Annotated in this window: 14 protein-coding genes and 1 riboswitch; of the genes, 10 read left to right on the top strand and 4 right to left on the bottom strand. The window is 71.2% G+C overall.

The genetic code is table 11. From position 1 onward, the window contains the following. The first annotated feature begins 197 nt into the window (after positions 1-197). A complete protein-coding gene (locus tag GRC12_RS47135) occupies positions 198-500 on the top strand; it encodes an ROK family protein (RefSeq protein ID WP_439959918.1) in 303 nt (100 codons plus the stop codon). Between the two features lie 33 nt (positions 501-533). Here GRC12_RS47135 and GRC12_RS33460 read toward each other — a convergent pair whose 3' ends face one another. Then, positions 534-1274, bottom strand: a complete 741-nt coding sequence (locus tag GRC12_RS33460) for an SDR family oxidoreductase (RefSeq protein ID WP_208783471.1) — start codon at positions 1272-1274, stop codon at positions 534-536. 90 nt (positions 1275-1364) lie between these two features. Continuing rightward, the gene (locus GRC12_RS33455) at positions 1365-2252 is read right to left on the bottom strand and encodes an RNA polymerase sigma-70 factor (RefSeq protein ID WP_208783470.1); all 888 of its coding nucleotides are present in this window, start codon (positions 2250-2252) and stop codon (positions 1365-1367) included. A gap of 229 nt (positions 2253-2481) precedes the next feature. Beyond that, positions 2482-2612: riboswitch (FMN riboswitch) on the top strand. 143 nt (positions 2613-2755) lie between these two features. On the opposite strand from GRC12_RS33455, the gene GRC12_RS33450 reads away from it, so the two are divergent. From GRC12_RS33450 to GRC12_RS33410, 9 genes are all read left to right on the top strand, one after another. Continuing rightward, on the top strand, positions 2756-3361 hold the full coding sequence (locus tag GRC12_RS33450; RefSeq protein WP_133044825.1) for a riboflavin synthase: 606 nt from the start codon (positions 2756-2758) through the stop codon (positions 3359-3361). After that, positions 3358-3999, top strand: coding sequence for a nicotinamide riboside transporter PnuC (gene pnuC, locus GRC12_RS33445; protein WP_208783468.1), 642 nt, complete (start codon positions 3358-3360; stop codon positions 3997-3999). Before GRC12_RS33450 ends, pnuC begins: the two co-directional genes overlap by 4 nt. After that, positions 3996-5339, top strand: a complete 1344-nt coding sequence (locus tag GRC12_RS33440; protein ID WP_244374173.1) for a bifunctional 3,4-dihydroxy-2-butanone-4-phosphate synthase/GTP cyclohydrolase II — start codon at positions 3996-3998, stop codon at positions 5337-5339. The genes pnuC and GRC12_RS33440 overlap by 4 nt, the downstream gene beginning before the upstream one ends. A 34-nt stretch (positions 5340-5373) precedes the next feature. After that, positions 5374-5859 carry a 6,7-dimethyl-8-ribityllumazine synthase gene (gene ribH / locus GRC12_RS33435; protein WP_208783466.1) on the top strand — a complete coding sequence of 162 codons (486 nt, stop codon included), beginning with the start codon at positions 5374-5376 and terminating at the stop codon, positions 5857-5859. A gap of 33 nt (positions 5860-5892) precedes the next feature. Beyond that, positions 5893-6165, top strand: coding sequence for a phosphoribosyl-ATP diphosphatase (locus tag GRC12_RS33430; protein WP_030946750.1), 273 nt, complete (start codon positions 5893-5895; stop codon positions 6163-6165). Between the two features lie 62 nt (positions 6166-6227). Continuing rightward, positions 6228-7076 carry an ATP phosphoribosyltransferase gene (gene hisG / locus GRC12_RS33425; protein ID WP_208783460.1) on the top strand — a complete coding sequence of 283 codons (849 nt, stop codon included), beginning with the start codon at positions 6228-6230 and terminating at the stop codon, positions 7074-7076. A 24-nt stretch (positions 7077-7100) separates the two neighbouring features. Continuing rightward, positions 7101-7544, top strand: coding sequence for a PH domain-containing protein (locus tag GRC12_RS33420; RefSeq protein WP_133044820.1), 444 nt, complete (start codon positions 7101-7103; stop codon positions 7542-7544). A 176-nt stretch (positions 7545-7720) separates the two neighbouring features. Further along, positions 7721-9046, top strand: coding sequence for a hemolysin family protein (locus GRC12_RS33415; RefSeq protein WP_208783458.1), 1326 nt, complete (start codon positions 7721-7723; stop codon positions 9044-9046). Continuing rightward, a complete protein-coding gene (locus GRC12_RS33410; RefSeq protein ID WP_208783456.1) occupies positions 9043-10131 on the top strand; it encodes a hemolysin family protein in 1089 nt (362 codons plus the stop codon). Before GRC12_RS33415 ends, GRC12_RS33410 begins: the two co-directional genes overlap by 4 nt. Before the next feature lie 23 nt (positions 10132-10154). Here GRC12_RS33410 and GRC12_RS33405 read toward each other — a convergent pair whose 3' ends face one another. Beyond that, a complete protein-coding gene (locus GRC12_RS33405) occupies positions 10155-12014 on the bottom strand; it encodes an AAA family ATPase (protein WP_208783454.1) in 1860 nt (619 codons plus the stop codon). Between the two features lie 429 nt (positions 12015-12443). Continuing rightward, positions 12444-13036, bottom strand: a 593-nt coding sequence (locus GRC12_RS33400) for a uridine kinase family protein (RefSeq protein WP_244374172.1), incomplete at its 5' end; no start/stop codon positions are given.

Below are 13036 nucleotides of genomic sequence, written 5' to 3'. Positions count from 1 at the left end.
GTCCTGAGGCGGCGCCGCCGGGGGCTGTTTCGTCGGCTGCCGGAGACTCGGGCGCGGCTGACGTGGGCGGGGCGGTTGCCGGTTCTGAGGTGGCGTCTCCGGGGGCTGGGGCGTCGGCCCCCGGAGACTCAGGCGCGGCCGACGCAGACAGGGCAGGGATCGCCGCTGCCGCTGGGCCGGTCGTGCCGGGCGGTGCGATGCCGGGCGTCGGTTCCGAGGTCGCCGACCACTTCCTGGACGCCCTCGCCGACCGGCTCGCCATAGGTGTCGCCTCCGTCGTGGCGGTCCTCGATCCGGGGTGTGTCGTGCTCGGCGGTGAGGTCGGGCAGGCCGGGGGCGCGGAGCTCGCCCGGCGGGTGCAGGCGCGGGTCCGGCGGATGTCGCCGCCGGCCACCGAGGTGCGGCCGAGCGTCCTGGGCGGCGCCGCCGTACTGCGCGGCGCCCTGCTCACCGCACGGGACCGCGCCCAGGACGAACTGTTCGCGCCTTCGGAACGGTGAGCGGCCGCGCCCCCTGATGGCGCGCGGGTCGCCTCAGCCCCGCTGCCCCTTCAGGTACTCCTCGAACGTGCCCTTCCCGACGGCGTGTTCCGGCGCCAGATGGCCGCCGTCGCGGAACGCCCGGTACGCCTTGCCCCACAGCGGGACGCTCAGCACCGCGCGCCTGCGCCCCGTCGCCTTCAGCCAGGCGCGGGCCAGTGATTCGAAGGTGCGGATCTCGGGACCGCCCATGTCCGCGACGCGCCCCGCGGGCGCCGCCTGCGCCAACTCGGCCAGCCGCTCGGCGACTTCGGCCACCTCGACCGGCTGGTCCCGCACCCCGGCCGGCAGCAGCAGCACCGGCAGCTTCGCCAGCGCGCGGAACAACATCACCGGCAGATCGTGGAACTGCGTCGCCCGCAGCACCGTCCAGCCCAGCCCCGACTCCTCGACCATCCTCTCCACCGCGAGCTTGGTCCGGTAGTACGGGAACGGAACCCGGTCGACGCCGACGATCGAGATGTAGACCAGGTGTCGCACCCCGGCCCGCCGCGCCGCCGCGATCAGATGGGCGGCCGCCTTCTCGTCCCCGCCGGTCTGCGTGGTCGCGCAGTGCACCACCGTGTCCACGCCCTCGACCGCCGCGTCCAGCCCGGCTCCGCCCTCGCGCAGATCGACGGCGTGGGGCGGGGTGTGCCGGCTGAGCACTCGTACCTCGTGCCCGTCCGCCCGCAGCCGCTCGGTGACGAGCCTGCCGAGGGTACCCGTCCCACCGGTCACCAGGATCGTGGTCATGCTGTCCAACCCTTCCCGCGGCGGACGCCCCGGGGTGGAGCGCCCTACGCCGGCTGAGACCACGCAGCCCGCGCGAAATGTGACAGCCACCTAGGAACGCGCGAGCTGCCGCCTCACGAAGTCCAGCTTCTCCGGGTTCAGCACGATCCGCAGATGGGCGATCAGACCGTCCCGCACCTCGAACGCGACCACACCGGCGAGCGAGTCGCCCGCCCAGGCGGCCAGCCCGTACTCCCCGTTGATCTCGGTCGGCGTGAACTCCAGCCCCGCCGCGAACCGCTCGGCGCCGCCCACCGCGAGCCGTGCGACCTTCTCGCGCCCCTCGACCGGCCGGCGGGCCGCGCTGACCTTGCCGCCGCCGTCGCTGGACCAGGTGACGTCCGCCGCCAGCACCTTCTCCAGTCCGGCCAGATCACCGTCCCGGGCCGCGGTGAGGAACGAGGTGACGAGCTCCGCCTGCCGCCCCGGCACCGGCTCGAACCGCGACCGGTCCTCGTCCACCCGCCGCACCGCCCGCCGGTACAGCTGACGGCAGTTGGCCTCGGTCAGGTCCAGCGCACCGGCGATCTCCCGGTGGCCGTACCCGAACGCCTCCCGCAGCACGTACACCGCCCGTTCGTTCGGCGTGAGCCGCTCCAGCAGGACCAGCATCGCCAGTGACACGGCCTCCCGCTGCTCCGCCGACTCCAGCGGGCCGAGCGTGCCGTCGGAGGTGACGACCGGCTCGGGCAGCCAGGTGCCGACGTACCGCTCGCGCCGGGCCCGCGCCGAGGTCAGCCGGGTGAGGCAGAGGTTGGTGACGACCTTGGCGAGCCAGGCCGCCGGATGCTCGATGCCCGCGCGGTCCGCGCCGCTGAAGCGCAGATACGCGTCCTGCACCACGTCCTCCGCCTCGTCGGCCGAGCCCAGCATGCGGTAGGCAAGACCGAACAGCCGCGGGCGGTGCGGCTCGAAGTCGTCGGCGGTCGCGCTGCTCATGGCACCACCCTGCCAGAACCCACGGACACCACGGCTGAGAAGGCCCGGCGACGGGCAAGGGCCGTCGTCACCGCCGCCGGGCCCGTCCTGTGAGCCCTAAAGGACTAGACCAAAGGGTCCGGCAAACGGCCCGAGTTGAGAAGTACAGCGACACACCTTGTGAGCCAACCCACACCGTTCGCCCGTATGGACGTCGATCAGGCGTGGCACACTGGCTCTGTACCAGAAGCAGCGCACTCCGGGGTCGGTGAAATTCCGAACCGGCGGTTACAGTCCGCGACCCGTCCGCTTCCAGCGGCCGGTTGACCAGGTGAAATTCCTGGACCGACGGTTAAAGTCCGGATGGGAGGCAGTGCGCGGCGGGCGGGCATTCGTGCGCGCCGCCGTATGCGCTCGTCCGTGTGGACGAGTCTGTCCGGCGTCGCCCCCGGTGTCCTCGCTCGCATCTGTCGTCTTCGACAGCCCCGGAGTCCGTGCCCGAATGAGGCAGGAGGACCCGGGAAGTGTTCACCGGAATCGTCGAAGAGCTGGGTGAGATCACCGCCGTCGAGAACCTCGGTGACTCCTGTCGCTTCCGCGTGCGCGGCCCTGTCGTCACCGAGGGCGCGAAACACGGGGACTCCATCGCCGTGAACGGCGTCTGCCTCACCGTCGTCGAGCACGAGGGCGACGAGTTCACCGCCGACGTCATGGCGGAGACCCTCGACCGCTCCAGCCTCGGCGCCATCGCCGTCGGCTCCCGCGTCAACCTCGAGCGCCCCACCGCCGTCGGATCCCGCCTCGGCGGCCACATCGTGCAGGGCCACGTCGACGGCACCGGTCGGGTGCTGGAGCGCAAGCCGTCCGAGAACTGGGAGATCGTCAAGATCTCGCTGCCCGCGGACCTTTCGCGCTACGTCGTCGAGAAGGGCTCCATCACCGTCGACGGCATCAGCCTCACCGTCGTGGACGCGGGGCCCGACCACTTCACCATCAGCCTCATCCCCACCACCCTCGCCCTGACCACGCTCGGCCTCAAGCAGCCCGGTGACCCGGTCAACCTCGAGGTGGACGTGGTCGCCAAGTACGTCGAGCGCCTGCTCGCGAGCACGCAGGGAGCAGGCCGGTGAACTGGCTGAACTCGCAGGCCTTCACCCTCCTCGGCCAGCACATCATCTGGTCGGACATGATCGGCAACATCCTCGGCCTGATCACCCTCGCCCTCGGCTGGCGGCGCTCCCTGCTGACCTGGCCGGTGCAGTTCCTCTCCGGACTGGTCCTGTTCATCGCGTTCTACGGCCATCTCGCGGGCAGCGCCGGCAAGCAGGTCGTCGTCATGGTCGTCGCGCTGTACGGCTGGTGGCAGTGGAGCCGCAGCAAGGGCAGCTCCGCCGACGGCCACATCACCCCGCGGTTCGCCACCTGGCGCGAACGCGGCGCGATGCTGGGCGCGGCGGCCGTCGGCACGGTCGCGGTCGCCCTGCTCTTCAAGGCCTACCCGTCCCTGTCCTGGGACCCCTGGCCGGACGCCTACATATTCGTCGGCACGATCGTCGCCATGTACGCCCAGGCACGCGGCATGGTCGAGTTCTGGATCGCCTGGCTCCTCGTCGACGTCGTCGGCGTCCCCCTCAACTTCGCCAACGGCTACGCCTTCTCCGGCTTCGTCTACGTCATCTACGGCGCACTCGTCCTGTGGGGCATGCGCGACTGGTGGCTGCGTTCCCGCAACACACCGCAACCCGTCCTGGAAGGAGCGCCGGCATGACCGCCCACCCGTCTCCCACCACCGCCCCGAACGAGGCGCTACGCGCCGCCCCTTCGATCCCACCGATTCTCTACAGCACGGACGGTATCGAGGACTGGTCCCTCGACCCCGTCGAGCAGGCGATCGCCGACATCGCGGCCGGCCGCCCGATCGTGGTCGTCGACGACGAGGACCGCGAGAACGAGGGCGACCTCGTCATCGCCGCCGAGAAGGTCACCCCCGAGATCGTCGCCTTCATGATGAGCGAGTGCCGCGGCCTGATCTGCGCCCCCATGGAGGGCGAGGAACTGGACCGGCTGAAGCTCCCGCAGATGGTCGACGACAACACGGAGTCGATGAAGACCGCCTTCACGGTCTCCGTGGACGCCTCGGGCGCCCACGGCGTCACCACCGGGATCTCGGCCGCCGACCGCGCGACCACCCTCCAGCTGCTGGCGAGCGGCGAAGCCGAGCCCGCCGACTTCGTGCGCCCCGGCCACATCTTCCCGCTGCGGGCCAGGCCCGGCGGCGTCCTGACCCGCGACGGCCACACCGAGGCCGCCGTCGACCTCGCCCGCCTCGCGGGGCTGCGCCCGGCCGGCGCGATCGTCGAGATCGCCGGCGAGGACGGCCGGATGCTGCGCCTGCCCGAGCTGATCCCCTTCGCGCGCAAGCACGGCCTGACGATCATCTCCATCGAGGACCTGATCGCCTACCGCCGCAGCTCCGAACCCACCGTCCGCCGCGAGGCCGAGACCCATCTGCCCACCGTGCACGGCGAGTTCAAGGCCTACGGCTACCGCTCCACCGTCGACGGCGTCGAGCACGTGGCCCTCGTCCACGGCGAGATCGGCGACGGCGAGGACGTCCTGGTCCGCGTCCACTCCGAGTGCCTGACCGGCGACATCTTCTCCTCCCTGCGCTGCGACTGCGGCCCCCAGCTGGAGGCCTCCCTGGAGCGCATCCAGAGCGAGGGCAGGGGAGTGGTCGTCTATCTGCGCGGCCACGAGGGACGCGGCATCGGCCTGCTGTCCAAGCTGCGGGCGTACGAACTCCAGGAGCGCGGCCGCGACACCCTCGACGCCAACCTGGAGCTCGGCCTGCCGGCGGACGCCCGGGACTACGGCGCCGGCGCGCAGATCCTCGAGGACCTCGGCGTGCGCAGTGTGCGCCTGATGACCAACAACCCCGACAAGACCGACGCGCTCGTCCGGCACGGGCTCAAGGTCGTCGGCCGGGAGCCGATGCCCGTACAGGCGGGCGAGCACAACCTCCGCTACCTGCGCACCAAGCGGGACCGGATGGGACACGACCTGCCCTGGCTGGACACCAGCCCGGTGTCCACCTGCAGCAACCAGTAACCGCACCCCCAGCACATCCAGGAGACGAGAGAACGTGAGCGGCAAGGGCGCACCGGAGCTGTCCGTACGCAATGTGGGTGACCTGCGGGTCGCCGTCATCGCGGCGCAGTGGCACGAAAAGGTGATGGACGGCCTGGTGGACGGCGCGCTGCGCGCCCTGCACGACCTCGGCATCGACGAGCCGACCCTGCTCAGGGTCCCCGGCAGCTGGGAACTCCCGGTGGTCGCCAAGGTCCTCGCCGGCCGCGGCTACGACGCGATCGTCGCCCTGGGTGTCGTCATCCGCGGCGGCACCCCGCACTTCGACTATGTGTGCCAGGGCGTCACCCAGGGCCTGACCCAGGTCTCCGTCGACACCGGTGTCCCGGTCGGCTTCGGTCTGCTGACGTGCGACAACGAGGAGCAGGCGCTGGACCGGGCCGGTCTGCCGGGCTCCAACGAGGACAAGGGGCACGAGGCGGTGACGGCGGCGGTGGCGACCGCGGCCACCCTCCGCTCAGTATCTGAACCGTGGCACTGAGGTAACCGGCCGTGGCGTAGTCTGACGCTCACCATGTCCAACAAGACGTTCGAGGAGCTCTTCACCGAGCTCCAGCACAAGGCAGCCCACGGCGATCCCGCCACTTCCCGCACCGCAGAGCTGGTCGGCAAGGGCGTCCATGCCATCGGCAAGAAGGTCGTCGAGGAAGCCGCCGAGGTCTGGATGGCCGCCGAGTACGAGGGCAAGGAGGCGGCCGCCGAGGAGATCTCGCAGCTGCTGTACCACGTCCAGGTGATGATGGTCGCCCGCGGGATCTCCCTGGACGACGTCTACGCCCACCTGTGAGCCCCACCTCTTTCCCCAAGAGACCCACGCCCCGATGAACCCACGCGAAGGAAGCCGACCTCATGCTGCGCATCGCCGTCCCCAACAAGGGTTCCCTGTCAGGCCCTGCGGCGGAGATGCTGCATGAGGCCGGCTACCGGCAGCGCCGGGAGTCCAAGGAACTGCGCACCGTCGACCCGTCGAACGACGTCGAGTTCTTCTACCTCCGGCCCCGCGACATCGCGATCTACGTCTCCTCCGGTCGGCTGGACATCGGCATCACCGGCCGTGACCTGCTGATCGACTCCGGCGCCGAGGCCGAGGAGATCCTCCCGCTCGGCTTCGCCCGCTCCACCTTCCGCTTCGCCGCCAAGCCGGGGACGGCCACCGGGGTCGAGGACCTCAAGGGCCGTACCGTCGCCACCTCCTACGAGGGCATCGTCGAGGGCCACCTCGCCGAGCACGGCGTCGACGCCTCCGTCGTCCACCTCGACGGCGCCGTCGAGACCGCCATCGAGCTGGGCGTCGCCGAGGTCATCGCCGACGTCGTCGAGACCGGCACCAGCCTGCGCAACGCGGGCCTGGAGGTCTTCGGCGAGCCGATCATGAAGTCCGAGGCCGTCGTCATCCGCCGCACCGGCGCGGACGGCGAGGAGCCCAAGGTGCAGCAGTTCCTGCGCCGGCTGCAGGGTGTCCTGGTGGCCCGGACGTACGTGATGATGGACTACGACTGCCGCGTCGAGCAGCTGGAGAAGGCCGTCGCCCTCACCCCGGGTCTGGAGTCGCCGACCATCTCGCCGCTGCACAACGAGGGCTGGGTCGCCGTGCGTGCCATGGTCCCGACCAAGGACGCCCAGCGGATCATGGACGACCTGTACGAGATCGGCGCCCGGGCCATCCTGACCACGGCCATCCACGCCTGCCGCCTCTGAGAGACCGTACGAGGACCGTACGAGATGTCTGATCTGCCCGCTCTCCCCGTCACCTTCCGGCCGGGCCGCACCCGGGCCGTCCTGCTCACCGGCGGCGTCGCGATCTTCGTGGTGATCACGACCGTCGCCATGCTCCTGGAGCAGCTCGGCCCCGGTGAACGGCTCAGCTTCATCCTCACCGGCGCGCTCCTCTTCGGCGTCCTGGCCATGCTCGCCCGGGTGAAGGTCGTCGCCGAGGAGTCCGGTGTCACCGTCGTCAACATCGTCAGCAGGCGGCACCTGGAGTGGACCGAGATCCTCCATGTGAACCTGCGTCCCGGTGACCCCTGGGTCTTCCTCAACCTCAGCGACGGCACCAGCCTGCCCGCGCTCGGCATCCAGCCCGGTATCGCCAAGGAACGTGCCATCGCCGACGCGCGCACGCTGCGCGCGCTCGCCGAGGCCCGCTCGACGAGGGATCTGCCGTAGAGACCCCTGTCTTGATTAATCTGTTGGCGGAGGCGTTTTCTCGCGCCTCCGCCGCCGACGTGCCCCACGGCCCTCAGCGGCCCCCTGCTACCCGAGGAGTGACTCCCTCCAGCGATGGACGGATCGTCCTGTAGTACCTGCGCCGCCCCCTCCCGACATACCGAGGCGGCGGCATCATGACCACCTCCCTGCTGCTCCTCGGAGCGGCCGTCCTGCTGATCCTCGCCAACGGCTTCTTCGTGGCCGCCGAGTTCGGGCTGGTCACGGTCGAGGCGACGGACGCCGAGAGGGCCGCCGCCGAGGGCGACAAACGCGCCCGCAGGGTCGCCGAGTCGCTGAAGGAGCTGTCCTTCCAGCTCTCCGGCACCCAGCTCGGCATCACCATCACCTCCCTGGTCGTCGGCATGCTCGCCGAACCGGCCCTCGCCGCACTGCTGCGCGGCCCCTTCACGGCCGTCGGCATCCCCGAGGGCGCCGTCTCCGGCATCGCGGTCGTCGTCGGCATGCTGCTGGCCTCCGCCGTGCAGATGGTGATCGGCGAGCTCGTGCCCAAGAACTGGGCGGTCTCCAAGCCCATGCAGGTCGCCCGCTTCGTGGCCGGCCCGCAGCACGTCTTCGCACGGCTGTTCCGCCCGGTCATTGCCGCGCTGAACACCGTCGCCAACCGCCTCGTCCGCGCCCTGGGCGTCGAGCCCGCCGAGGAACTGGCCTCCGCCCGCACACCGGGCGAGCTGGTCTCCCTCGCCCGGCACTCCGCACAGGCCGGGGCCCTGGAGCAGGACACCGCGGACCTCTTCGTGCGGACCCTGTCGCTCGCCGAGCTGACCGCGCAGCACGTGATGACCCCGCGGGTGAAGGTGAGCGCGCTGCAGTCCTCGGCCACCGCCGAGGACGTGGTCAACCTGACCCGCGCCACCGGCCTGTCCCGCTTCCCCGTCTACAAGGAGAAGATCGACGAAGTCGTCGGCATGGTCCACCTCAAGGACGCGCTGGCCGTCCCCGTGCACGACCGGCTGCGTACCCCCGTGGGCCGTATCGCCCGCCCGGCCCTGCTGGTCCCCGAGACCCTGCCGGTCCAGCCCCTGCTGGCGCAGCTGCGCAGCGAGCAGCCCATCGCGGTCGTCGTCGACGAGTACGGCGGCACGGCCGGTGTGGTGACGCTGGAGGACATCGTCGAGGAGATCGTCGGGGAGGTCCGCGACGAGCACGACGGGCAGGACGTGCCCGAGCTCGCCGCCGCCCCGCCGGAGGACGGCAAGCCCGCCTGGGACGCCGACGGCAGCTGCCGGGTCGACATCCTGCAGCGCATAGGCCTGGACGTGCCCGAGGGACCGTACGAGACGGTCGCCGGCCTCGTCGCCGATCTGCTCGGCCGGATCCCGGCCGCCGGTGACAAGGCCGAACTGCCCGGCTGGCGGCTGACCGTGCGCCGGGTGGGCCACTACCGGGCCGAGCGCGTCCGGCTGGTCAGGACCGGGCCGGTCGTGGAGGTCGCCCGATGAGCGTGCTGCAACTCCTGTTCGCCGCCCTGCTGGTGCTCGCCAACGGCTTCTTCGTCGGCGCCGAGTTCGCCCTGGTCTCCGTCCGCCGCAGCCAGATCGAACCCCTCGGCACGGCACGGGCCCGCCAGGTGCTCTACGGCCTCGAACGCCTGCCCCAGATGATGGCGGCGGCCCAGTTCGGCATCACCGTCTGCTCGCTGACCCTGGGCGCGGTGGCCGAACCGACGGTCGCGCACCTGCTGGAGCCGGTCTTCGAATGGATCCACCTGCCCGACGGCATGATCCACCCGCTGGGTTACGTCATCGCGCTGGCCGCGGTCGTCTTCTTCCACCTCGTCATCGGCGAGATGGTCCCGAAGAACCTGGCGATGGCCGCGCCCGAGAAGGCCGCCCTGTGGCTCAGCCCCGGGCTGGTCTACTTCGCCCGGATCTGCAAGCCGATCACCGTGACCCTCGGCGCCTGCGCCCAGGGCATCCTGCGGCTCTTCCGGGTCGAACCGAAGGACGAGGTCGAGGCGGTCTTCACCAGCGAACAGCTCAACCGCCTGGTGGAGGACTCCGGACAGGCGGGCCTGCTGGACCCCGAGGAGCAGGAACGCCTCGAGGACGCGCTGGAGCTGGGCTCCCGCCCGGTGACGGACGTGCTGCTGGGGCGCGAGTCGCTGATCACGGTCAGCCCCTCGGTCACCCCCGGCGAGATCGTCCGGCTCACCGCCCGCACCGGATACTCCCGCTTCCCGGTCGCCGCGGACAACGGCGGCGCCTTCATGGGCTACCTGCACGTGAAGGACGTACTCGACCTGGAGGACTCCGAACGGGCGGTGCCGCAGCAGCTGTGGCGCCCGATGACGACCCTCCGCGCCGACCTTCCCCTGGACGACGCCCTCACGGTCATGCGCCGGGCGGCGACCCACCTCGCCCAGGTGGCGGACGGCTCGGGGAAGGTGCTGGGGCTGGTCGCCCTGGAGGACGTGCTGGAGCTGCTGGTGGGCGAGGTCACCGACCCGGCGCACCGGGACACGCCGGAGGTCCGGGTGACGGAGCCGCGGGGGAGCGGGGAGCCGGAGGAGGCGCTGGCGACCTGATCGGTGCGGGGGCCAGTGGTATGTCACATGGCACTGGGATCCTGCGGCCCCCGCCCCGACAGCACCTCGCCGTACGCCTGCATCAAGTCAGGCAACCGCAACGTCGACAGGTCGTCCCGCGACAGCATCCCCGGGTACGTCGACAGCCGCAGATCCCGGTACGCGCAGCTCTTCTCGTACAGGGTCCGCAGGAAGCGTCCGTTGCCCAGTTCGTCGATCCAGCCCTGGTCCACCACGTGCCCGGCGATCGAGCGCAGCTCGTCCAGGGCCTCCTCGTCCCAGACGTCGCCGTTCTCCGCGGCCAGCACCTCGCCGATCGAGGTGAGTTCCAGCGGCCGGTAGGACGGGAAGTCGACGCGGGTCGTGAAGCGGGAGGACAGACCGGGGTTGGCGGCGAGCAGCCGGTCCATGCCCTCGGGGTAGCCGGCCAGGATCACCACCAGGTGGTCCCGGTTGTCCTCGGCCCGCTTCAGCAGCACCTGCAGCGCCTCGTCGCCGTAGGCGTCCCCCTTGCCGTAACCGGAGTTGGAGAGCGAGTAGGCCTCGTCCACGAAGAGCACCCCGCCGATCGCGGAGTCGATCAGCTCGTTGGCCTTCACGGCCGTCTGGCCCAGGTACTCGCCCACCAGGTCGGCTCGTTGGGCCTCGACCAGGTGGTCGCCGCCGAGCAGGCCGAGGGCGTAGAAGACACGGCCCAGGATGCGGGCGACCGTCGTCTTGCCGGTGCCGGAGGGGCCGGAGAAGACGAAGTGCCGTTTGGGCGGCTGGACCGGCAGCCCCTGCCCGGCCCGCAGCCGCGCCATGTTCAACTGCGCGGACAGCGCCTTGACCTGTCGCTTCACGGGCTCCAGGCCGACCATGCGCTCCAGCTCGGCGAGCGCCTCCTCGAGCAACGCCGGATCGGTCGGCCCGGCCGGCAGCGGCGAGCCGGCGACGCTCTTCTCGCGCACCGCCGGATCGATCACCGACGGCACCGGGCCGACGGGCGGGAGGTCGGGTTCGGGAAGCCGCAGGTCCCGTACCTCGGTGCCGAACAGCGGGTCGAGGGCGTCGGGAGCCTCCAGGACGTCCTGCGCGCCGGAGAGCGTGATCGCGGCGAGGTCGGCGGAGTCGTCGTAGCCGTCCCCCTCGGCGATCGCCGCGAGCCGGGCCGAGGTGTCCATGAAGGCGGGGTCGACGCGGTGCACGGCCCGGTACAGGGGCAGCGCGGCGGCCGAACGGCCCGTGCCCTCATGGGCCCGCGCCAGCCAGTACCGCAGCTCCTTGCGCTGCGGCTGCTCACTGCGGCAGCGCATCAGCGCCGCCGCGAGCAGCGGCTCGGCCTGGCCGTACATCTCCAGGCGGACCCGGGCCATCCCGCCGAACAGGCCCGCCTCGATTCCGAGCAGCGGGTCGTCGATCAGCGGGTCGGTGTGGCGGACGAGTTGCTCCCAGTCCTTGACCAGGTAGGCGCGGCAGGCGTGCAGGAAACGGACCTGGTGGTCGGTGTCGATGGGCGGCAGACCGGCCAGCGCCCGGTCCAGCTCGGGCACATGACGGCCGTCCAGCCAGTGCGAGGCGTGCGCGAGCAGCAGGTCGCGCGGGGTCTCCAGCACCGGCTGCACCCACCAGCCCAGCCAGTACCAGGAGTTGAGGGAGCGGCGGTGCCGGGCACGCTGCTCGCCGAAGCGGTCCCGGTGCCGGAACATCCGCAGCAGCGCGGTCGTCGTGTCGACGCGCAGCGCGTGCAGTCCGAGCCAGCCGTCGGCCATCCCGGGATCCGTCCGCACCGCGGTCCGGAACTCCTCCTCCGCCTGCGGATACGCGCCCATGGTGTAGGCGTCCACGCCTCGCAGCCAGGCGAGGTCGGCCGGGGCCTCGGGGCCCTGCGTGCCGAAGTCCATCACGTCCCCCACAAACCGTGCCCCCGTCGGTTGACCGCCGGGTGGTCACCCGTCGGCCGCCTTGATCGAACCGCCGTACCGCTGACCGGAGTTGCGGTGCGCGCACAGCCGCTCGTAGGTCGCACCGAGGGCATGGTACCTGCGCCGGTGTCGCCCGCCGAAGGGTGCCGCACAGGACGTTTGACGAGGTGGGAGCAGATGAGCCGGGGAGCGGACGGTGACCGAGGGTGAGCGAAACGCACCACAGAGCGTCCGGAAAGGTGGGGGAGGGCAGAACGAAGCCCCCGATCACGGGGGAACAACCGGGGGCTTCGCGACAGTGGGCGGCTTCGTATGGCCGCACATTGAGAACGTAAGACCTGTACGGCCCCTCGGTCAAGCCGAGTTGAGGCACTCCGGCAAGTTCCCCGACGGCCCGTCTTCACAAGTTCAGCACATTGCGGATGGTCCGTCACCCTGGGTGAGCACCTGGTCCGGTCCAAGTCTCCTCCCGGGCCCCGGCAGTACCTCGTATCCCTTCTCGCACTGCTGTACCAGGGAGTTGGCGAACGGCCGGGAGGGATCCTCGGCGAAGTGCTGTCGTTCCGCGCGGACCCAACCGTCCCAGAACTCCCGCTGTTCCTCGCCGTCCCGCTGTCGTCCCCGCGTCCACGCCTCCTCGTACGGCAGCTCCATCCACAGCAGATGTGCGAGATGGGGGCGGAGCGCGCGGCGGCCGGCGCCGACGCCTTCGACCAGCACCACGGGGGCGGTCGGCAGCGGGCGGGGCGGGCCGAAGCGGCGGATGCGCCAGTCGTAGGGCCTGTAGTGGGCGGTCTCGCCGCGGCGGAACGGCTCGATCACCTGGGTCCGCATGCGCCCGGTCCAGTCGAACAACTCCTCGTGGCTGGCGATGTCGTCGAGGTGCAGCACCGGCGCGTCGCCGAGGGCCCGGGCCAACTGCCCGGCGAAGGTGGACTTCCCCGAACCCGCGTGTCCGTCGACCCCGACCAGGCGGACCGGACCGCAGGACGGGGGGAGAC

The organism is Streptomyces griseorubiginosus, assembly GCF_017614965.1.
GTDB classification, from domain to species: domain Bacteria; phylum Actinomycetota; class Actinomycetes; order Streptomycetales; family Streptomycetaceae; genus Streptomyces; species Streptomyces griseorubiginosus_B.
This window is presented reverse-complemented; position numbering and strand designations above follow the sequence as displayed.

Coding starts and splice junctions, on each gene's coding strand:
- GRC12_RS47135 (WP_439959918.1), top strand. CDS start 198: ATGCCGGGCGTCGGTTCCGAGGTCGCCGACCACTTCCTGGACGCCCTC.
- GRC12_RS33460 (WP_208783471.1), bottom strand. CDS start 1,274: ATGACCACGATCCTGGTGACCGGTGGGACGGGTACCCTCGGCAGGCTC.
- GRC12_RS33455 (WP_208783470.1), bottom strand. CDS start 2,252: ATGAGCAGCGCGACCGCCGACGACTTCGAGCCGCACCGCCCGCGGCTG.
- GRC12_RS33440 (WP_244374173.1), top strand. CDS start 3,996: ATGACCGCCCACCCGTCTCCCACCACCGCCCCGAACGAGGCGCTACGC.
- GRC12_RS33430 (WP_030946750.1), top strand. CDS start 5,893: ATGTCCAACAAGACGTTCGAGGAGCTCTTCACCGAGCTCCAGCACAAG.
- hisG (WP_208783460.1), top strand. CDS start 6,228: ATGCTGCGCATCGCCGTCCCCAACAAGGGTTCCCTGTCAGGCCCTGCG.
- GRC12_RS33420 (WP_133044820.1), top strand. CDS start 7,101: ATGTCTGATCTGCCCGCTCTCCCCGTCACCTTCCGGCCGGGCCGCACC.
- GRC12_RS33415 (WP_208783458.1), top strand. CDS start 7,721: ATGACCACCTCCCTGCTGCTCCTCGGAGCGGCCGTCCTGCTGATCCTC.
- GRC12_RS33410 (WP_208783456.1), top strand. CDS start 9,043: ATGAGCGTGCTGCAACTCCTGTTCGCCGCCCTGCTGGTGCTCGCCAAC.
- GRC12_RS33405 (WP_208783454.1), bottom strand. CDS start 12,014: ATGGACTTCGGCACGCAGGGCCCCGAGGCCCCGGCCGACCTCGCCTGG.